The sequence below is a fragment of the Mucilaginibacter pankratovii genome, from assembly GCF_014773265.1.
GTDB lineage: Bacteria > Bacteroidota > Bacteroidia > Sphingobacteriales > Sphingobacteriaceae > Mucilaginibacter > Mucilaginibacter pankratovii.
In genome coordinates this window covers 43145-62382 of sequence record NZ_JACWMY010000014.1, presented here as the reverse complement: position 1 = coordinate 62382, position 19238 = coordinate 43145, and the positions used below count along the sequence as shown (strand labels likewise).

The 19238-nt window shown below is 49.1% G+C and carries 15 protein-coding genes; 11 read left to right on the top strand and 4 right to left on the bottom strand.

The features are described from left to right. Nucleotides 1–47: 47 nt before the first annotated feature. Genes IDJ77_RS23275 through IDJ77_RS23265 form a run of 3 tightly spaced genes read right to left on the bottom strand, consistent with a single transcriptional unit; the run spans nucleotide 48 to nucleotide 3357 of the window. A complete protein-coding gene (locus IDJ77_RS23275) occupies nucleotides 48–905 on the bottom strand; it encodes a fumarylacetoacetate hydrolase family protein (protein WP_191191388.1) in 858 nt (285 codons plus the stop codon). Nucleotides 906–912: 7 nt separating this feature from the next. Continuing rightward, a complete protein-coding gene (locus IDJ77_RS23270) occupies nucleotides 913–1677 on the bottom strand; it encodes an SDR family NAD(P)-dependent oxidoreductase (protein WP_191191387.1) in 765 nt (254 codons plus the stop codon). 15 nt (nucleotides 1678–1692) lie between these two features. After that, complete coding sequence (locus IDJ77_RS23265; protein ID WP_191191386.1) at nucleotides 1693–3357, bottom strand: UxaA family hydrolase; 1665 nt, start codon at nucleotides 3355–3357, stop codon at nucleotides 1693–1695. 528 nt (nucleotides 3358–3885) lie between these two features. Here IDJ77_RS23265 and IDJ77_RS23260 point away from each other — a divergent pair. The 3 genes from IDJ77_RS23260 to IDJ77_RS23250 are packed head-to-tail and all read left to right on the top strand — an operon-like array spanning nucleotide 3886 to nucleotide 6733. After that, nucleotides 3886–5595, top strand: a complete 1710-nt coding sequence (locus IDJ77_RS23260; protein ID WP_191191385.1) for an FAD/NAD(P)-binding protein — start codon at nucleotides 3886–3888, stop codon at nucleotides 5593–5595. Then, complete coding sequence (locus tag IDJ77_RS23255; protein ID WP_191191384.1) at nucleotides 5592–6176, top strand: DUF1543 domain-containing protein; 585 nt, start codon at nucleotides 5592–5594, stop codon at nucleotides 6174–6176. Before IDJ77_RS23260 ends, IDJ77_RS23255 begins: the two co-directional genes overlap by 4 nt. Next, on the top strand, nucleotides 6173–6733 hold the full coding sequence (locus IDJ77_RS23250; RefSeq protein WP_191191383.1) for a GNAT family N-acetyltransferase: 561 nt from the start codon (nucleotides 6173–6175) through the stop codon (nucleotides 6731–6733). Before IDJ77_RS23255 ends, IDJ77_RS23250 begins: the two co-directional genes overlap by 4 nt. 223 nt (nucleotides 6734–6956) lie before the next feature. Here IDJ77_RS23250 and IDJ77_RS23245 read toward each other — a convergent pair whose 3' ends face one another. Continuing rightward, nucleotides 6957–9407 (bottom strand): glycoside hydrolase family 95 protein, encoded by a 2451-nt coding sequence (locus IDJ77_RS23245; RefSeq protein WP_191191382.1) that lies wholly within the window; start codon nucleotides 9405–9407, stop codon nucleotides 6957–6959. 213 nt (nucleotides 9408–9620) lie between these two features. Between IDJ77_RS23245 and IDJ77_RS23240 the strand changes: the two genes are divergently transcribed. The 8 genes from IDJ77_RS23240 (at nucleotide 9621) to IDJ77_RS23205 (ending at nucleotide 19129) form a co-directional block, all read left to right on the top strand. Next, nucleotides 9621–10262, top strand: coding sequence for a (2Fe-2S)-binding protein (locus tag IDJ77_RS23240; RefSeq protein ID WP_191191381.1), 642 nt, complete (start codon nucleotides 9621–9623; stop codon nucleotides 10260–10262). After that, nucleotides 10259–11239: an FAD binding domain-containing protein gene (locus tag IDJ77_RS23235; protein WP_191191380.1), complete on the top strand. Its 981-nt coding sequence runs from the start codon at nucleotides 10259–10261 to the stop codon at nucleotides 11237–11239. Before IDJ77_RS23240 ends, IDJ77_RS23235 begins: the two co-directional genes overlap by 4 nt. Nucleotides 11240–11252: 13 nt before the next feature. After that, nucleotides 11253–13391, top strand: a complete 2139-nt coding sequence (locus IDJ77_RS23230; RefSeq protein WP_191191379.1) for a xanthine dehydrogenase family protein molybdopterin-binding subunit — start codon at nucleotides 11253–11255, stop codon at nucleotides 13389–13391. Between the two features lie 242 nt (nucleotides 13392–13633). Continuing rightward, the gene (locus IDJ77_RS23225; protein WP_191191378.1) at nucleotides 13634–14773 is read left to right on the top strand and encodes an XdhC family protein; all 1140 of its coding nucleotides are present in this window, start codon (nucleotides 13634–13636) and stop codon (nucleotides 14771–14773) included. After that, the gene (locus IDJ77_RS23220; protein ID WP_191191377.1) at nucleotides 14773–15360 is read left to right on the top strand and encodes a nucleotidyltransferase family protein; all 588 of its coding nucleotides are present in this window, start codon (nucleotides 14773–14775) and stop codon (nucleotides 15358–15360) included. Before IDJ77_RS23225 ends, IDJ77_RS23220 begins: the two co-directional genes overlap by 1 nt. Before the next feature lie 85 nt (nucleotides 15361–15445). Continuing rightward, entirely contained in the window at nucleotides 15446–16618 is a 1173-nt protein-coding gene (locus IDJ77_RS23215; RefSeq protein ID WP_191191376.1) for a hypothetical protein, read from the top strand. Nucleotides 16619–16885: 267 nt separating this feature from the next. Further along, nucleotides 16886–18622, top strand: a complete 1737-nt coding sequence (locus IDJ77_RS23210) for a phospho-sugar mutase (RefSeq protein WP_191191375.1) — start codon at nucleotides 16886–16888, stop codon at nucleotides 18620–18622. Between the two features lie 84 nt (nucleotides 18623–18706). After that, entirely contained in the window at nucleotides 18707–19129 is a 423-nt protein-coding gene (locus IDJ77_RS23205; RefSeq protein WP_191191374.1) for a GCN5 family acetyltransferase, read from the top strand. Nucleotides 19130–19238 lie beyond the last annotated feature (109 nt).

Genomic DNA, 19238 nt, shown 5'->3' with positions numbered 1-19238 from the left:
ACAAATCTGCAGTATTCATATATTTTAATTGTACTGTACTGTATGGTTTAAGCCTTGCTGTAAGCCACCACTTCCTGCCTCGAAGTTCCTAATCCATCTATACCTAATTCTACCACGTCGCCGGGTTTTAGGTAAACCGGTGGCTTAAAGCCCAGGCCAACACCTGCTGGTGTGCCTGTAGAGATCACATCGCCCGGAAGCAAGGTCATGAACTGACTGATATAAGAGATTACAAAAGGCACTTTAAAGATAAAGTTGGAGGTGTTGCCATCCTGCATTTTGGTACCGTTAACGGTTAGCCACAGGCGCATAGCATCTACATCGCCTGCCTCATCAGGTGTTACCAAATACGGGCCCATCGGCGCGAAAGTGTCGCAGCCTTTGCCTTTATCCCAGGTTCCGTTACGCTCCAGTTGAAACTCGCGTTCGGATACATCGTTGTGCAGTACGTAGCCCGCAATGTAATCCGCCGCTTCGGCTTCGTCCACATAAGATGCTTTTTTGCCGATAACTACGGCCAGTTCCACTTCCCAATCGGTTTTTACCGAGTTTTTAGGGATCATAATATCATCATTCGGCCCAACCAGCGAGGTGGTGCTTTTCATAAAGATGATCGGCTCGGATGGTGTTGCCGCGTTGGTTTCTTTAGCGTGATCGGCATAGTTGAGGCCGATGCAAACGATCTTTGACGGCCTGGCGATAGGACTGCCTAAACGACTGCCTTCCGGTATCGGCGTCAACTCGCTTTGATGAGCCTTTACATAGGCTTCCAGTTCGGCAAGGCCGCCGCGCGCAAAAAATTGCTCATCATAATCACTCTGCAAAAAAGATGCGTCGTAGTTAACACCATCTATATGTACGCCTGCTTTTTCTTCTCCGGCGTTGCCAAATCTTATTAGTTTCATCTCGTAATTAGTTGTTTAATGTAATAAAGCCGCCATCGATAGGGTAATCGGTACCGGTGATAAAGCCCGATTCATCCGAACATAGGTACAGCGCCAGCGAAGCGATCTCCTCCGGCTTGCCCATACGCCCGATAGGCTGGCTTTTTGATAGTTTTTCGAAGATCTCCGTTTCCTTACCCGCGTAGTTTTTGGCGATAAAGCCGTCCACAAAAGGCGTATGCACCCTTGCCGGCGAAATGCTGTTACAGCGGATATTATCGGCCATATAATCGCGCGCTACGGATAAGGTCATCGCGAAGATAGCTCCTTTGCTCATGGAGTAGGCAAACCTATCGGTAATACCCACATGCGCCGCTATGGACGCCATATTAAGGATAACGCCGCCGCCTGCTTGTTTCATGGTCGGCACGGCAGCAAAAAGGCAGTTGTATGCGCCTTTTACATTTACGTTGTAAATACGGTCGAGGTCGGTCTCGCTGGTATTCTCCAAGTTACCCACATGGGCTATACCCGCGTTATTCACCAGGATATCTACCCTGCCTATCTCAGCAAAAACAGCCAATACAGCCTGCTGGTCGGCAACATTGGCGGCGTAGGCTTTTACCTGTCCCCCGGTTGCTGCTATTTCTTCCACCACACCTGTTGCGGCGTCGGCATTCAGTTCTATAATGTGTACGGTTGCGCCTTGCCTTGCAAACAACAGTGCAATGGCTCTGCCAATCCCGCTGCCGCCGCCGGTAATAACGGCCGTTTTATTTGTTAAGCTAAACATGCTCTGTTTTTTATTTTATAATGACACCCCGCGTTTCCATGGGATAAAGTCGTCCTGCCCTAATTGTACCGCTTTTGGTTTGATATCGCCATTGGCCACATCAATAACATAATTCAACAGCCTGTGTGCCGATTGCTGAATGCTTTCGTCGCCTTCTATAACGGCGCCGCAGTTAAAATCAATAATATCGGGCATCCGGTTAAATAGTTTTGTATTGGTAGATAGCTTTACCACCGGCGCTATGGGGTTGCCGGTTGGCGTACCCAAGCCGGTTGTAAAAAGCACCACGTTTGTGCCCGATCCTACTACCGCTGTAGTGCTTTCCACATCGCTGCCCGGCGTGCAAAGCAGGTTAAGCCCCGGTTTGGTTACCTTTTCGGGATAATCTAAAACCGCGGTTACCGGCGATGAGCCGCCCTTTTTTGCCGCCCCTGCCGATTTAATGGCATCGGTAATTAATCCATCTCGGATATTTCCCGGCGATGGATTGGCGTAAAAGCCCGATCCGTCTGCCTCTGCCCTGGCGGCGTAAGTGCTCATCAGGTTCATAAACTTTAAGGCGGTAGGCTCGTCTACGCAACGGTCGCTTAGTTCCTGCTCCACGCCGCAAAGCTCCGGGAACTCTGCCAGTACAACGCTCCCACCCAATGTTACCAAAATATCCGACAAATACCCCAAAACCGGATTTGCCGAGATCCCCGAAAACCCATCCGAGCCTCCGCATTCCAAACCGATATTCAGTTTGTTTATCGGGGCGGGTTCGCGCTGTTGTTTATTTACTTCTATCAGCCCGGCAAAAGTTTGCTTTAAGGCTTCGTGCAGCAAGCGGCTTTCGGTGCCGAGTTTTTGCTGCTCCAATATCATTAAAGGCTTGGAGAAATTCGGGTCGCGTTTTTTTATCTCATCCTGCAAAATGCTGGCCTGCGCGTGCTGGCAACCCAGGCTTAGCACCGTAGCACCAGCCACATTAGGGTGAGTTATATAACCCGCCAGCAGCCCGCAAAGTGCGTCAGAGTCGGTACGGGTACCGCCGCAGCCCATATCATGGTTAAGGAATTTTATGCCGTCCACATTGGCGAAGATCTTTTTAGAAGCGTTGCCCTCGGGAGTCATCTGCAGGTCGGCCTGCAGTATTTCCTCTACCGACTTGCCGGTTTGCAGCATGCTCACCAACTGGTCCACCTCGCTCTCATAACCCCTCGGTTTAGCGAAGCCCAGTTTATCCAGCATGGCCTCCTTCAGCACATTAATATTTCGGTTCTCGCAAAAAACCAGCGGAATCACCAGCCAGTAATTGGCCGTACCTACCGTGCCGTCCGACCTGTGGTAGCCCATAAATGTGCGGTCTTTAAAATCGCTAACGTCTGGCCGCTTCCATTCGGTTTTGCGGCTGCCCAGCTTAAAGCCATCTGCCGCGTGGTGAACGTTTTTGGTAGAGATGAGGCCGCCCTGTGCAATGGGTTCGCTGGCTTTGCCAACCAGCACACCGTACATGTAAATCTCATCACCCTCGGCAAGGGCGTTTATAGTGAATTTGTGCTTGCCAGCTATATCATCCGCCAATACAAGGCTGGTGCCTTCATGCTCAATAACGGTGCCTTTGGGCAAGTCGGTAAGTGCTACCAGCACGTTATCGGAATGGTGTATTTGTAAAAAAATACGTTTATCTTCTTCTACCATCGTTTCAAATTGGTCGCTCTGCTTATGATCTCAGTCCGTTTTTATAGGCTATCCGTTTTAACGGGAACAAGCGGTAAAATTAATCGCCGGGCCTCTGTTTAAAATGGATTAATCGCAAAAAAAGATGGACTATTTGGTTATCTCATCAAAAGCAAAAGCCGGTTTATTTTATTAATTACTATTGTACTACCTGCTTCATTATAATTTGGCATCGCTTTTCCACGGGGGTAAAAGCAATTGCAAAGTACGCAATTTAGGATGCTTAATCCATCCTGCACTGTGGACTTTGCCCAACATATTGTATTTCACCGAATACCCGGCGCAGCTTTGTTATAATTCAGGTTACACTACAAAGGAAAAACATGCGTACTAACTATTTCTATTCGTTATTGGCTAATCATTAAGCGATATTGTAATAAGTGTTTAAATAACAATTAAAAGATACGACTGTAATTCTAAAACAATTTTAGTCCGTTTTAATTTACCTATATCAAAGTTATTTCTTACTCATTAAATATTTCTTTAATAATGCAACACATTGCAATTCTGGGCGGCGGCCCAAGCGGGCTATTTATGTTTAAGCGACTGGTGGATACCGGCAATGCCAACATCACCATAACCATATTTGAGCGTAAGAAACAATTGGGCGTGGGGATGCCCTATAGTACCGAGGGCGCCAATGATGAGCATATCACCAATGTATCGGGCAACGAGATCCCCGAGCTGGTTACTTCCATTGCCGATTGGATAGCAAGCGCGCCAAAACACCTGTTGGACCATTACCAGATATCCTCCCAAAGCTATAACGATTATAAAGTGCTGCCGCGCCTGTTGTTTGGCCAATACCTGTCGGCGCAGTTCGAGCTGTTGCAAAAGCAGGCGGAGAGGGCTGGCATTAAGGTGATCATCCACTTTGAAAGCAGTGTAACCGATATTACCGACCAGCCCGAAAAGGGCACCGTCTCCGTAGAAGTGAATGCCGAAAGTATGCACGAATTTGACCGGGTGATCATCTGCACCGGGCACAACTGGCCAAAGAAATATGAAGGGAAAATACCGGGCTATTTCGATTCGCCTTATCCGCCGGCTAAACTGCAAATCAAAACCAACCACCCGGTTGCCATCAAAGGCTCATCGCTTACCGCTGTGGACGCCATCCGAACGCTGGCGAGAGGAAACGGAGAGTTCTCGATAGAGAAAGATGGTCGGCGCGTTTATCATTTAGCGGCCGATAGCCCCGATTTTAAGATCATCCTGCATTCGCGCAATGGTTTATTGCCCGCGGTGCGGTTCCATTTGGATGATTCGCATCTCGAAAATGATTCTTTATTAACCGATGAAGAAATAGCGGAGCATATTCAAAATAACGATGGCTTTTTATCACTCGATTATATTTTTGAGAAGGATTTTAAAGAGATCTTCAAGGAGAAAGACCCGGAGTTTTACGCGCATGTGAAGAACATGAGCATGGAAGCCTTTGTGGCCGAAATGATGGAACAGCGCGAGCGCCTGGACGCATTCCAATTACTAAAGGCAGAATATATGGAAGCCGAACGCTCCATCAAAAGAAAAGAATCCATCTTTTGGAAGGAGATGCTGGGCGTATTAAGCTTCGCGATGAACTATCCTGCCAAATATTTATGTGCCGAGGATATGCAAAGGCTGCAAAAAGTGTTGCAGCCACTAATATCGGTAGTGATCGCCTATATCCCCCAAAGTTCCTGCGAGGAATTGATGGCTATGCACGAGGCAGGCGTGCTGGAAATTGTTTCGGTAGGCGAAGACAGCAAAGTAAAACCCAACGAAACCGGCGGCGCTACCTATTATTACACCGACGAGGCCGGCGAAAAGCACGCCGACCTGTTTAAAACATTTGTAGATTCGGTTGGGCAGCCGCACCTGCCTTACGAAGATCTGCCCTATAAAAGCCTGATCGACCATAAAGCCGTCGCCCCGGCCCTGCTTAAATTCAGGGATGCTGATAAGGGTAAAGAAGCGATGCAGAAAGAGAAAAAATTGGTGCAAAAAGATGCAAAAGGCAACTATTGCCTTATTGTGCCCGGGCTTGCTATTAATGATAATTTCCAGGTGCTGAATGGCGAGGGCGTGGTAAACGATCGCATTTATATGATGGCTGTACCGTATATTGGCGGCTACAATCCCGATTACTCGGGACTGGATTTTTGCGAAGCAGCATCAGCAAACATTATTGAAAGCATGTTTAGCCAAAAAGAATGAGCGAAGGAACATCAACGGAATTAAAATTATATATGCTGCTGCTGGGCTCCAAAGCGCCGGGCAGGCACGTAGAGCAGCACGATTTTTTCTTTGGGGTTGCCCATTCCTTAAAGGAACTTGTCCCCGCTATCAAAAGCTTTTGGCATGGCACGGGCACCTCGCTACATGTTGATGGCTGGCGCGAAGTAACCAATGTAGATGGATACCGCGTAAGAGTATTGCTGAAACACGACGCTTACCCCGAATCGGAGAACAGGCTCTTCTTTGTAAATCTCGGCGGTTACCAGGCCGGTAAACTGGAGGAGCAGCATTACACCGTGTTAACCGTACAAAAGGACAAAGCACTCGCTATACAGCAATCCAAGAAAACCGTTTTCTACCGCACCGCTACCATAACAGGCATGAAGGGCGCCAACTCGCATATAGACGATAAGTACGGTATCGACGTGGACGATATTTACAAGATAGAGGAAATGCTTTCCCCCTCCCAAAAAGAAAGGTACTACATCGATATCACACCCGCTTCAGATCTTCCGGAGGATGAGGTACATTTGGGGTATTTTAGGTTAGAGAAGCTATGATCCGCCCCGCCACACCCGCCGATGCTCCCGCCATCGCCCAACTCATCCTGCTTGCCATGGGTAACGCCCTTGCAAGCAAATTTGCCAACAGCGATGACCCTGCAGTTGCCGAAGCGCTGTTCACCCGCTTCGCAGGATTAAGGGGCAATCAGTACAGTTACGAAAACGTATTGCTTTGGGAAGAGAACGGTGACGTCTGTGGGATGATAGCCGCTTACGATGGAGCGAAACTGGACGAACTGAGAACCCCGTTTTTAAATTACACCCGGCAGCAGCTCCGCTTCACGGGCACACCCGAAGATGAAACCCTAAGCGGCGAATTTTATATCGACTGCCTCAGCGTCTTCCCACAATACCAGGGCAAGGGCATCGCCAAAAGTTTGATAAAAGCTTTATTTGCGAGAGCCGCGAAACTCGGCCACCAAACCGTGGGCTTGCTGGTAAGTAAAGGCAACGATAAGGCAAAAAAGCTGTACACCGGGCTTGGCTTTGAAGTTGTAGGCGAACAGGCATTATTAGGCGGCAGGCATTACCACCTGCAGTACCAATTGCCCTAATATCGATTATGTAACTTGAATTGCATTGTAACTACTCCTACCCAAAGGAGGCACCTACGGAGCCAAAAACATATATTATTTTGCTATAAACAGGATACTCCTCCGGAGTGTTGCTTTTAATGCTAAGGCTCCAGCGGAGCTCCCTGTTTATAGCGCTTTTCTTAACCGTCATTGGCTCCGTAGGTGCCTCGTTATATATTATCGTGTTTCGTATATCTCCGGCTTAGTTGCTTGTAAACTGATAGGTTTTACCTTTTTGCGAGGCAAAAGTCAACAGGTAACTTCTTCCGTCCGCTTTAGACACTACGCCACTTCCCGCAAGCTTAACCGGCCAATTGCTACGCAACCTACAAAGGCCACCAGCCACAGATGTAATGCTTGCCTTTGTTAGCTTATGATCGCTCCAGCTGATGCTTACTTCGAAATTGCCCCTTGCTTTCAGGCCTTTAATACTGCCGCTTTTCCAGGCATCGGGCAGGGCGGGTAACAGGTACACATCGCCGGTTTGGCTTTGCAGCAGCATTTCGGCAACGCCTGCAGTGGCCCCAAAGTTACCATCTATCTGAAAAGGCGGGTGCGCGTCGAACAGGTTAGCATACGTGCCGCCGCCCTGGGCATAATCGGTACCTTCCTCGCCGGTTAGGTGCAGCAGATCGCGCAGTATTTTGTAGGCGTGGTTACCGTCCAGCAGCCTTGCCCAAAAATTTATTTTCCAGGCTTTGCTCCAGCCGGTGCCTTCATCGCCACGTATTTCCAATGTTTTTTTCGCGGCTGCCGCGAGGTCGGGCGTAGTAACCGGCGAGATCAGTTCGCCCGGGTACAAGCCGTACAGGTGCGATACGTGGCGGTGGTGCGGATCAGTTTCTTCCCAATCCTTGTACCACTCTACTAAATTTCCTTTTTTGCCGATATGGAAAGGCAGCAATTTGGCTTGCCTCGCTATCACTGTATCGCGCAATGCCTTATCCAGGTTCAATTGCTCCGACGCGGTTATAAAATGCGCAAACAGGTCGCGGATGATCGACATATCCATGGTACTGCCTAAGGCTATGGTGCCCACCTTGCCATTCTCATCCTTAAAGGCGTTTTCGGGAGAGCCGCTTGGCGCGGTAACCCAATAACCATCCTTATCCTTTACCAGCCAGCCAAGCGTAAATTCTATAGCGCCCTTCATCAGCGGGTAAGCTTTGGCCTTTAAAAAGGCTTCGTCTTTGGTAAACAGGTAGTGGTCCCAAAGGTGCCTGCTCAGCCAGTCGGCACCCATGGCCCAGTTGGCCCACATCGGGTCGCCAAAGCCGTCCCCAACGGGGTTACTCATCGCCCAGATATCGCTGTTATGGTGTACTACCCAACCGTTTAAATTATAAAACTCCTTAGCGGTCTTCCTTCCTGTAACGGCCAGCTCGCCGGTTAAGCGTAAAAGTGGCTGGTGCAGCTCGCTCAGGTTGGTGGTTTCTGCCGGCCAATAGTTCATTTGCGCGTTAATATTGGTGGTATAGTTACTGCTCCATGGCGGTTGTACCAAATTGTTCCAGATACCCTGCAAATTTGCCGCTGTGCCCCCCGGCCGCGAGCTGGAGATGAGCAGGTATCGCCCAAACTGGAAAAATAAGCCTTCAAATGCAGCGTCGTCTGCGCCCTTGGTGTAGGCCAGCAGGCGTTCATCAGTTGGCAGTTTTACCTTATCGCCATCATTTAGGGTAAGACTTACCCGGTTAAAATAGCGGTGATAATCTGCCACATGGGCAGCCAATAGCGCGGCATAGGGTTTGGTTACCGCAGCGGCTAAATATTTATTGCTGATAGCATATTCGTCCTTCCCGTCGGTTACCGGGTTTTTATCAAAACCGTTAAAGCTGGTAGCGGCGGATATCAGTATGGTAACTTCGCTTGCATTTTTTATGTTGATGCCAGATGTATCGGCAGCAACAGTACCGCCTTTGTTTACAACTTTGGTAAACCAGGCATAACGCATCCCTTTGGTTAAAGAGTCCTCATAACGCACCGGGTCGCGCTTGCGACCAAGATAGTTCGGATCCACATGCGTTGGCGCGCTGCCTTTTATCAAAATAGTATTAACGCCGATAACTGATTTTCGGTTCTTCAAAGGCGTATTAGCCAATACCTTCAGGCTAAGCTGATTGGGTTTGCTGGCGGTAAGCCTTACTACCATCACCTGCCCCGGTGCCGATGAAAACACTTGCCGGGTATAGGTAACTCCATTAACTGTAAAGCGCGTTGTGGCAACCGCATCGCCGATGTTCAGGTCGCGGTAATAATTGCTGATTGTGCTGCCGCCAAAATTTTGTTTAAGGGCAAGGTTGCCCAGTGGCAGATAGCTTTCGGAGTAATGACCCTGCATTTTTTTGCTGAGTTCCTGGGCTTTTTGGTAATCGCCTGCAAAAATGGCTTCGCGCACTTTGGGCAGGTACGAGGCCGACTCGGGGTTCATAACACTTTTTTTTACCGGCCCGCCCGACCATAAGCTACTTTCGTTCAGCTGGATGAGTTCATACTCTGCCCGCCCAAAGATCATAGCACCTAAACGGCCATTACCTACGGGTAGCGCCTGTGTCCACCGTTTAGCGGGTTGGTTGTACCACAATTTTAAGGGTTGCTGGGCAAATCCTATTAAGGGAGTTGATAGTAGCAACAGGGCAAAAAGTTTCTTCATAGGTTTATACTGGTATAATAAAACAATCGATTGCGCAGTGCATCTAAGTAACAGTTGTTTTAGATGAAATCAAAACTTTAGTGAAAGTATTTTGCGGTGCCGCCATTTCATGTCTATATAAAACAACAGCGCTTAAAACATTTTATCGCGTATAATATTATATTGATATCCAGAAAAGTGGTACATTGACATTCCTTAAAAAATCCAATACCTATGTCCGATAAGAAGCCAATTATTTCGCCCGATAGCGAAGGCATTTCCAATGGAACGCGCCGCGATTTTATCAAACAGAGCTCGGTATTAACGGCTGTGGCCCTAACGCCCGGCACCGTTGTACATGCCGCATCCGATCATATGGACGAGCAGATAGCTGCCGTATTTGAGAAAATGCCGCTAAAAATGGAGGTGAACGGCAAACCGCATAGCCTGCAGGTAGAGCCCCGCTCAACCCTGCTGGATATCCTGCGCGAACAGCTTGACCTTACGGGCACCAAAAAAGGCTGCGACCATGGCCAATGTGGCGCCTGCACCGTGCATGTGGATGGCCACAGGGTAAATTCCTGCCTCACATTAGGTGTAATGGTAAATGGTAAAAGGATAACCACTATAGAAGGCCTCGCCAAAGGCGAAGAACTGCACCCCATGCAGGAAGCGTTTTTAAAGCACGATGGTTTCCAGTGCGGGTACTGTACCCCGGGGCAGATCATGTCGGCAGTGGCTTGTATCCGCGAGGGGCACGCCAATTCCGAAGGAGAAATAAGAGAATACATGAGCGGTAATATTTGCCGCTGCGGCGCTTACCCCAATATAGTAAACGCTATACAGGAAGTAAAGGCAGGAGGGCAAGCCGTATGAAACAGTTTCAATATGTACACCCCGCCAGCCAGGCAGCTGTACTGGATGCGATAGCCAAACCGGGCAGCAAAATAATAGCCGGGGGTACTAACCTGGTCGACCTGATGAAGAAAGGCGTTATGTCGCCGGATAAGTTGATTGATATCAACAACCTGCCCTTAAACACCATAAACACCAGCCCCAACGGCTTGCACATAGGGGCACTTACACTCAACAGCGTCCTGTCTGAAAACAGTTTAGTGCTGGATAAACACCCGCTGCTGGCTATGGCCCTAAAGGCGGGCGCATCACCGCAACTGCGCAATATGGCAACCGTTGGCGGTAATATGATGCAGCGCACCCGTTGCGCTTATTTTTACGATACCGCCATGCCATGCAATAAACGCGCACCGGGCACCGGCTGCGGCGCTATGGGCGGCTACAATCGCATGCATGCTATTTTTGGTGCCAGTCCGCAATGCATCGCGGTTCACCCAAGCGACATGTGCGTGGCCCTTGCCGCGCTTGACGCCACGGTGACCATCGCCGGTAAAAAAGGCGAAAGGCGTATCCCCTTCACCGAATTTCACCGCCTGCCGGGCGAGCACCCCGAAATGGATAATCATTTGGCGGCCGGCGAAATGATCTTAGGCCTCGATATCCCCGATAACAACTTCAGCAAAAACAGTTACTACTTAAAAGTGCGCGACAGGCAGTCCTACGCTTTCGCGCTGGTTTCGGTTGCAGCTGCGCTGGAGATACAGGGCGGCGTGATCAAACAGGCACGTTTGGCCATGGGCGGCGTAGCACACAAGCCATGGCGCTTATTTGATGCCGAAAAGTTTTTAGCAGGCAAAGCGCTTACCGAAGAAAACTTTAACAAGGCCGCGCAACTGGCTATGCTGGGCGCAAAGGCACGCGAGTACAATGCATTCAAAATAAAACTTGCCCCGGCTACAATTGCCGAGGCCTTAAAACATGCGGGGGGCTTAGTTTAATATGGAAACTTTAATGAACAAACCCATACCAACATCTGCCGACGGGCTGAGCCGTGTAGACGGCCGCGCCAAAGTTACCGGCGCCGCCAAATACTCTGCCGAATATAACCAGCCGAATATGGCCTATGCCGTTTTGGTAGGCAGTACCATTACCAAAGGCACCATAGCTACTATTGATACCAAACTGGCCGCGAAAGCGCCTGGCGTACTGGCCGTGCTTACTTATTTAAACTCGCCGAAAGTGCCCGGGCATATCCCCACCAAAGCACAAAAACCGGGTGCAAAAAGCGGCCCGTTAAAGGTGTTTTACGATAACAAGATCTTATACAATGGGCACCCTATAGCCATGGTGGTTGCCGATACCTTCGAGCGTGCGCAATATGCGGCATCGCTGGTAAAGGCTACGTACAATAAGCAGGCACACGATACCAAACCACCGAAAGATTTGAGCCGAGGCGTTGGCGCATGGGGTGGTAAGGATTTTACAAGAGGCACGGTTGATGCCTGGAAAACGGCCCCCATTAAACTGGAGCAGGAATACATTCACCCCAGCGAGATCCATAACCCGATGGAACTCCACGCTATTATTGCCCGCTGGGACGCGCCCGATAAGCTCACCGTGTGGGACAAAACCCAGGGCACACAGGCTACCCGCGATGATATTGCCAAGGCCTTTAAACTAAAAAAAGAAGACGTACAGGTAAACTCGCAATTTGTGGGTGGTGCCTTCGGCAGCGCGCTACAGGTTTGGCCACACGAGGTAGCCGCGATACTTGGCGCAAAAGTGGTAAAGCGCCCGGTAAAATTGGTACTGAGCCGTCCGGACATGTTCACATCAGTTGGTTATCGCCCTTATACCTGGCAAAAAATTGGCATCGGCGCTACTGCCGATGGCAAACTGGTAGGCATTACCCACGAAGCGGTTGGGCAAACTTCCACCTTCGAAGATTTTGCCGAAGGACCTATTAATACCAGTAAGGGCTTGTATGCCGTACCGAATGTGACCACCCGCTACAAGTTATTGTCGTTGGATGTGAACACCCCCACCTGGATGCGCGGCCCGGGCGAAGCTACGGGTGCGTTCGCACTGGAATCCGCATTGGATGAATTATCTTACGCCCTGAAGATGGACCCTATCGACCTGCGCCTGAAAAACTACGCCAAAGTGGATCCTGACAATAACAAGCAATATAGCAGCAAATACCTGGACGAAGCCTACGCGATGGGTGCCGAACGAATTGGCTGGGAGAACCGGAAAGCCGAAGCCGGTACCACCATACAAAATGGCTGGCTGGTTGGCTATGGCATGGGCGGCGGCATGTTTGGCGCTTACCGCGATGTAGCAGTGGCCAGGGCCATTATGAAAGCCGATGGCACGCTTACCATCCAAACGGCCGTGAGCGATATAGGCCCGGGTACAGGTACCGCTATGGTGCTCATAGCAGCTAATAAAATGGGCATCGATCCCGGTAAAATAAAATTCGAAATGGGCGACTCGGCCTTGCCGCTTGCGCCGATGCAGGGCGGCTCGGCCACCACCTCGGCGGTAGGCTCTGCCGTACATGATGCCTGTACTGTGCTGAAGGAGAAATTCCAGCAGCTGATGGGTAACGGCGGTACCGATAACCCTGATTATGTAAAAATACTGAAAGAGAAGAACCTGCCTTCGTTGGAGGTACTAACCAAATCGCAGCCCGGGCCCGATAACGAAAAATATTCGATGCAATCGTGGTCGGTGCATTTTGTGAAGGTGTTGGTGCACCCAACCACTGGTGTAATAAAAGTTGATAAAGTAGTTTGCGTGGCCGATTCCGGTAAGATCATCAGCCCCAAAACGGCGCGCAGCCAGGTAGTTGGCGGTGCCATAGGCGGCATAGGTATGGCGCTGATGGAAGAAGCCATTATCGACCACCGCTACGGACGCTTTGTAAACAATAACTTTGCCGATTATCATGTGCCGGTGAATGCGGATATCCCGCAGATAGAAGCCCTTTTTGTAAACAAACCCGATCCGTATATCAACCCAATCGGCGCCAAGGGCATGGGCGAGATAGCGCTGATAGGTATGGCAGCGGCGGTGGCCAACGCGGTTTATAACGCCACAGGCAAACGCGTGAGGGATCTGCCGATAACGCCGGATAAATTGATATAATACGGAAAAGGCAAATAGCGATGGGTTTGAAACCTGGAGTTTTGTAACCGGGCGTAAATGTCCGCTCGGCAAGTCGACTCACCCCGACTACGCTAACGCTGGTCGACCCTCTCTGCTCCGCAAAGAGGGTGAAGAAAAATTATAAAAATAAAAAACTCCCCTCTTTACGAAGTAGAGAGGGGTTGGGGGGAGTCAACTCTGCAAGCGGACATTTGCGCCTGCAACCCCAGTCAAATTAACCAATGAAAGAACTGATAGATATAGTCGCCGCGTATGATATAGCCGCCAAACAGGGCAAAAAAACGGCGCTGGCAATAGTGGTGCAGGTAGAGGGTTCGGCCTACCGCAGGGCGGGTGCACGCATGCTCATCACCGAAGACGGTCAGCTTACGGGTGCCATCAGCGGAGGCTGTTTGGAGGGGGATGCGCTGCGCAAAGCCCGGCTGGTGATCTTACAGCAGGAACCCATGCTGGTTACCTATGATACTACCGACGATGATGACGCCAAGCTTGGCGTAGGTCTCGGCTGCAACGGCATTATCCATATCCTCATCGAACCGATAAATGAGGAACCTAACAACCCCATCAGTTTTTTAAAAACTGTAATTGCCAGTCGTAAGAACGCGGTACTGGTTACGCTGTTCTCTGTGGAGGACAGGAAAGCGCCGCAACCCGGTACGTGCCTGTGTTTAACAGAAAGCGGCCTTCTGCTGAACGGGCTGGAAAACTCGGCACACCATGCGCAGATAATTATTGATGCAAAACGGGTGATGGAAAATGGTAAATCTGAAACCAAACTGTATGATGGCGCTATGCCGTACACAGCCTTTGTTGAATTTATAAAACCCCTTTTTTCGCTGGTGATCATCGGCGCAGGGAATGATGCTGTGCCACTGGCCAAATTCGCTTCGGTTTTGGGCTGGGACACTACGGTTATTGATGGCCGCCCCAATTATGCCTTGCCCGAACGCTTCCCATCGGCACAAAAAGTAATTGTTGCTAAACCGGAACAGGTGCTATCGCACATCAGCATAAACGAGCATACCGCCTTTGTACTGATGACCCATAATTACAACTACGAACTTGCCCTACTGAAGGAATTATTACCGCTGCAATTAAATTATATAGGCATCCTCGGCCCAAAAAAGAAGCTGGCCCGCCTGCTTGCCGAGATAGAAGACGGCGGACAAAAAGTAACCGAAGAACAGCTTAAAAGCGTTTATGGCCCGGTAGGTTTGGATATCGGCTCGGAGGGCTCTGAAGAGATCGCCCTTTCTATTGTTGCCGAAATAAAGGCGGTGCTGTCTCATCGTAAAGGCTACTCGCTAAAATATAAGCCGGCATCTATCCACGCGCCGCACTTAACCACCATCACTAATTAATGGCAGGCATTATCATATTAGCCGCCGGCGAATCTAAAAGGCTGGGGCAGCCCAAGCAAAACCTCGTTTTTAAGGGCAAAACCCTCTTGCGGCACGCTATCGATACGGCGCTTGATTCGGCTTGCAGTCCCATTGTAGTTGTGCTAGGGGCGAATGGGGAGCAGATAACCATCCAACCAAATAAAAAGGTAACCATACTGCAAAACCCCGACTGGCCCGAGGGCATGGCCTCTTCCATCCGACTGGCTATCCATGAAATGATAAAACAGGGAGCCGAAAGCGCCTTCATCATGCTGTGCGACCAGCCTTTTGTTGATACCCAGCTGCTTAATGCCATGCTGCAGCAACAGAAAGATACCGGCAAACCCATCATCGCTTGCGCCTACAAAGGGGCTGCGGGTGTGCCCGTTCTGTTTAACAAATCGTTATTTCCCGATCTTCTTTTGCTGCAGGGACATGAGGGAGCCAGGAAGATCCTGCAAGATCGTGCTGATGATATCGCCCGGATACCGTTTGAAAACGGCGGGATAGATATCGATACGATAGATGATTATGAGGCGTTAATTGGTCGCCAAAATGTAAATTAATGTTATAATATGTTAATTTAGTGTTAAAGACGCTCTCAAAACCACGGCTATTACCTATCTTCATCAAGCTATTTTCACAATGCGTATGAGCACCCGTCGTTTTTCATTTTTTGTAAAAACTTTAATTATTGCGGTAGCTTTTTTGAGTTTTAATTCGGGCTCAAAAGCGCAGGTATTGTCGGCTGTACTACACGATCCCGCCGCTATTGATACCACCGGCAGGTACCTGAAAGAGAACCCGGGCTTTATTGTCAACAGGTCGCTTATTGCAAAAAGCGCATTAAAAGACCCCGCGCTTCAGCAGGAACTACAAGTATCTATCCGCAAACCATCCGACCGCAAAGCGCTGATGAAACACCTGCGGGAGATGAATATCGGCACCGATCTGGAAGCCAACCAATCTAACAAAAAACTACTTTTTAACCTCGCCAATACCTTCGCCCGCTTAAAACTGTATTCGCTGGCGATGAAATGCTTTTTTAAAACGCTGCAATATAACAAGGCCGATCAAGCCGGGGACGCCGATACACTTACTACCGCTACTCCCCTTCCGTCCGACTCGCTCAACGCGGATGTAACCAACCTCGACGAACGCTACCTCAACTTTAACGATAAAGACGACACCCTGCTGAACCACCAGCCCGCCCTGCAGCTGCCTCTTACCGACAAAGAACCGCGGAGCCCCAAAATAACCTACCAGCGTATTGTTGAAAGTTTTACGGATGGCAAAAAAGCCGTAGCCTATGCCATGCTTATCCATGTAAAACAGCCTGTAGGCGGCAAGGCCAAAGTTTACAAATTCACCAACTCGGGGCATACCTTTATTACGCTTATTAAATACAACAGCGATTCTACCTACGTATCGCTCTCCTTTGGTTTTTACCCGGATAAGCAGCACCCTTTTGCAGGCACACCATTGTTCCCCGGTTCACATTCTGCTTTCAGGGATGATGGGCAGCATAAATGGGATGAGGTGGCCGGAAAGTTCATCTCTAAACGCAGGTTTGAAAAGATCCTGGCACTCACCAAAAACTACGATGGCGTAAAATACCATCTCAGCAAAAATAACTGTACCGACTTCAGCCTGAATGCCGCCCTGATGGCCGAGCTCAGCATAAAAGAAACCACCGGCAAATGGCCCCTTGGGCATGGCAACAACCCCGGCATCACCGGGCAAAGTATGCTGCAAGGTAAAATAGCCGACGGCAATAAGCGCGGACTGGATGACGTGTTTGTGGATGATACGGTGAAGCAATAGATCCGAGCCTCACCCTGCCCTCTCCAGAGGAGAGGGTTCTAAAACTTTTTTAAGTCCCTCTCCTTTGGAGAGGGGTTTGGGGTGAGGCTCCCTTTTCCCCTTCTCCCAAAAATCTCCATCCCCCCTAAACAAAAAGCCTGCTTTTTCTATTCTATTAATCCAATGTTAATATTCTGTGATAGAATAGTTCTCATCATACTTAAAATACATTTTTATTATCATATTTGGATGTAAGAATCCTATTAACCGAAAATACAACATACTACTATGCAGGAATTAGACCCTACCATCCTTCAGAAAGCAAACTCATGGCTCGAAGGAAATTATGATGCTGATGTGAAGGCACAAATTCAGAAAATGATAGACGATAAAGCGTACACAGAACTTACCGATTCGTTTTACCGCGACCTGGAGTTTGGTACGGGCGGCCTCCGTGGTATTATGGGCCCTGGCAGTAACCGCATTAATAAATACACCATTGGTTCGGCCACACAAGGCCTGGCCAACTACCTTAAAAAAACCTACCCCGGCGAAAAGATCAAGGTGGCCATTGCACATGATAGCCGCAACAATGCCGACCTGTTCTCTACCATTACCGCTAATGTATTCTCTGCAAATGGTATCCACGTTTATTACTTTAAGGCACTGCGCCCAACGCCCGAGCTTTCCTTCGCCGTGCGCCACTTCGGTTGCAAAAGCGGGGTAATGCTTACCGCATCGCACAACCCAAAAGAGTACAACGGTTATAAAGCCTACGGCGATGATGGCGGTCAGTTTGTTGCCCCGCACGATGCTGCCGTAATGGATGAGGTTGCAGCCATCAAAAGTATCGATGAGGTGAACTTCACTCGCGTAGATGCCAACATCGAAGAAATTGGTGAAGAGGTGGATGCGCTTTATTTAGATAACATCACCACCCTTTCGGTTTCTCCTGACGCCATTAAACGCCAGAAGGACCTGAAGATCGTTTTCTCGCCTATCCATGGTACGGGTATCACTTTGGTGCCGCAGGCTTTGGAGCGTTTCGGCTTTGAGAACGTGATTTTGGTGGATGAGCAAACCACCCCGGATGGCAACTTCCCAACCGTGGTTTATCCTAATCCCGAGGAAAAAGAGGCCCTTACCCTTGCCCTTAAAAAAGCACAGGATACCGATGCCGACCTGGTACTGGCTACCGACCCGGATGCCGACCGCGTAGGTATCGCTGTAAAAAACACCGAAGGCGAGTTTGTATTGCTTAACGGTAACCAAACCGGCACCATGCTCATCAACTACCTGCTTACCGCCTGGGAAGAAAAAGGCAAACTAACCGGCAAGGAGTACATTGTAAAAACTATTGTTACCACTTACCTTTTAGATAAAATTGCCGAAGCCAAAAACGTAACCTGCTACAACACGCTTACCGGCTTTAAATACATTGGCGAGCTGATGACCAAATTCGAAGGTCAGCAAACCTTTATTGGTGGCGGCGAGGAAAGCTACGGTTACCTCATCGGCGATTTTGTGCGCGATAAGGATGCCGTTGTTTCCAGCGCGTTTATTGCCGAAATGACCGCCTACTACAAAGACAAAGGCAGCAGCCTTTTCGAGGCCCTGCTGGATACTTATGTGCAGTACGGTTTCTATAAAGAAAAGCTGATCTCGCTTACCAAAAAAGGTAAAACAGGTGCCGAGGAAATTGTGGCTATGATGGATAAGTTCCGCAACAATCCGCCTGCCGAACTGGGTGGATCAAAAGTGATCACCCTGAAGGATTACGAAAAAAGCGTGGAAACCGACCTGACCAGCAACACCACCAAAGCTATCGACCTGCCAACATCAGATGTATTGCAGTTTATTACCGCCGATGGCAGCATCATCTCGGCCCGCCCATCAGGCACTGAGCCAAAGATCAAGTTCTATTGCAGCGTAAACGGCAAACTGGCCAGCAAAGAAGCCTACGCCGAAACAGACAAGCAACTGGATGATAAGATCAATACGATAATGAAGGATCTGGGGGTATAAGCCTTTGGGATTTATAGACATTTGGAAGCCATCAGTTTTTAACTGGTGGCTTTTTTTGTTGAAATAACTTATTAATTTAGAACCATGTCAAAATATCCAACCGTTAAAGACATCGATTTAGTGGGCACATACCCAGCGCTTGTAAAATCAGGTGGTGGATATGTCTGGGACGAAGTATTAGAATATCGAGTTTGGTGCCATCCTGAAAATGGAGCCCCGGACACAGATGACGGCGAAGATTATTATTACGCTTTCGATAACTACGAGGACGCACTTGAATTTTTTGAAAGCAATCCCGGCACTGAAGAGCCATTAGCTTTAGTGTTGCAGGAAGAATACATTAGTGAACCACACCCGGGTGAATTTATACACGTTAAAGAACGACGGCTAACCGAATGGCCGGTTGAGTTTCTTGGTCGCCCTAAAAGAAGTTTAAATACAATTACCGACTTTCTCTCTCCTAATGCGCCTGCAAACAGATTGGCAATATTGCGTGGGTTGGCTTAAAATAAATACCCCTCACTGGTAGAAGTTTATAACTTCGACCTACGATGATTTAAGCTTTCAGTTTACGTGGAAATGTTAGCTCAACAAAAGCAACGATTTGGCAAGTCAG

What these genes read in the sequence shown, in the direction of transcription:
- IDJ77_RS23255 (WP_191191384.1), top strand. Translation starts at nt 5,592, where the DNA reads ATGAGCGAAGGAACATCAACGGAATTAAAATTATATATGCTGCTGCTG.
- IDJ77_RS23240 (WP_191191381.1), top strand. Translation starts at nt 9,621, where the DNA reads ATGTCCGATAAGAAGCCAATTATTTCGCCCGATAGCGAAGGCATTTCC.
- IDJ77_RS23220 (WP_191191377.1), top strand. Translation starts at nt 14,773, where the DNA reads ATGGCAGGCATTATCATATTAGCCGCCGGCGAATCTAAAAGGCTGGGG.
- IDJ77_RS23250 (WP_191191383.1), top strand. Translation starts at nt 6,173, where the DNA reads ATGATCCGCCCCGCCACACCCGCCGATGCTCCCGCCATCGCCCAACTC.
- IDJ77_RS23215 (WP_191191376.1), top strand. Translation starts at nt 15,446, where the DNA reads ATGAGCACCCGTCGTTTTTCATTTTTTGTAAAAACTTTAATTATTGCG.
- IDJ77_RS23235 (WP_191191380.1), top strand. Translation starts at nt 10,259, where the DNA reads ATGAAACAGTTTCAATATGTACACCCCGCCAGCCAGGCAGCTGTACTG.
- IDJ77_RS23230 (WP_191191379.1), top strand. Translation starts at nt 11,253, where the DNA reads ATGAACAAACCCATACCAACATCTGCCGACGGGCTGAGCCGTGTAGAC.
- IDJ77_RS23265 (WP_191191386.1), bottom strand. Translation starts at nt 3,357, where the DNA reads ATGGTAGAAGAAGATAAACGTATTTTTTTACAAATACACCATTCCGAT.
- IDJ77_RS23210 (WP_191191375.1), top strand. Translation starts at nt 16,886, where the DNA reads ATGCAGGAATTAGACCCTACCATCCTTCAGAAAGCAAACTCATGGCTC.
- IDJ77_RS23260 (WP_191191385.1), top strand. Translation starts at nt 3,886, where the DNA reads ATGCAACACATTGCAATTCTGGGCGGCGGCCCAAGCGGGCTATTTATG.
- IDJ77_RS23245 (WP_191191382.1), bottom strand. Translation starts at nt 9,407, where the DNA reads ATGAAGAAACTTTTTGCCCTGTTGCTACTATCAACTCCCTTAATAGGA.
- IDJ77_RS23275 (WP_191191388.1), bottom strand. Translation starts at nt 905, where the DNA reads ATGAAACTAATAAGATTTGGCAACGCCGGAGAAGAAAAAGCAGGCGTA.
- IDJ77_RS23270 (WP_191191387.1), bottom strand. Translation starts at nt 1,677, where the DNA reads ATGTTTAGCTTAACAAATAAAACGGCCGTTATTACCGGCGGCGGCAGC.
- IDJ77_RS23225 (WP_191191378.1), top strand. Translation starts at nt 13,634, where the DNA reads ATGAAAGAACTGATAGATATAGTCGCCGCGTATGATATAGCCGCCAAA.
- IDJ77_RS23205 (WP_191191374.1), top strand. Translation starts at nt 18,707, where the DNA reads ATGTCAAAATATCCAACCGTTAAAGACATCGATTTAGTGGGCACATAC.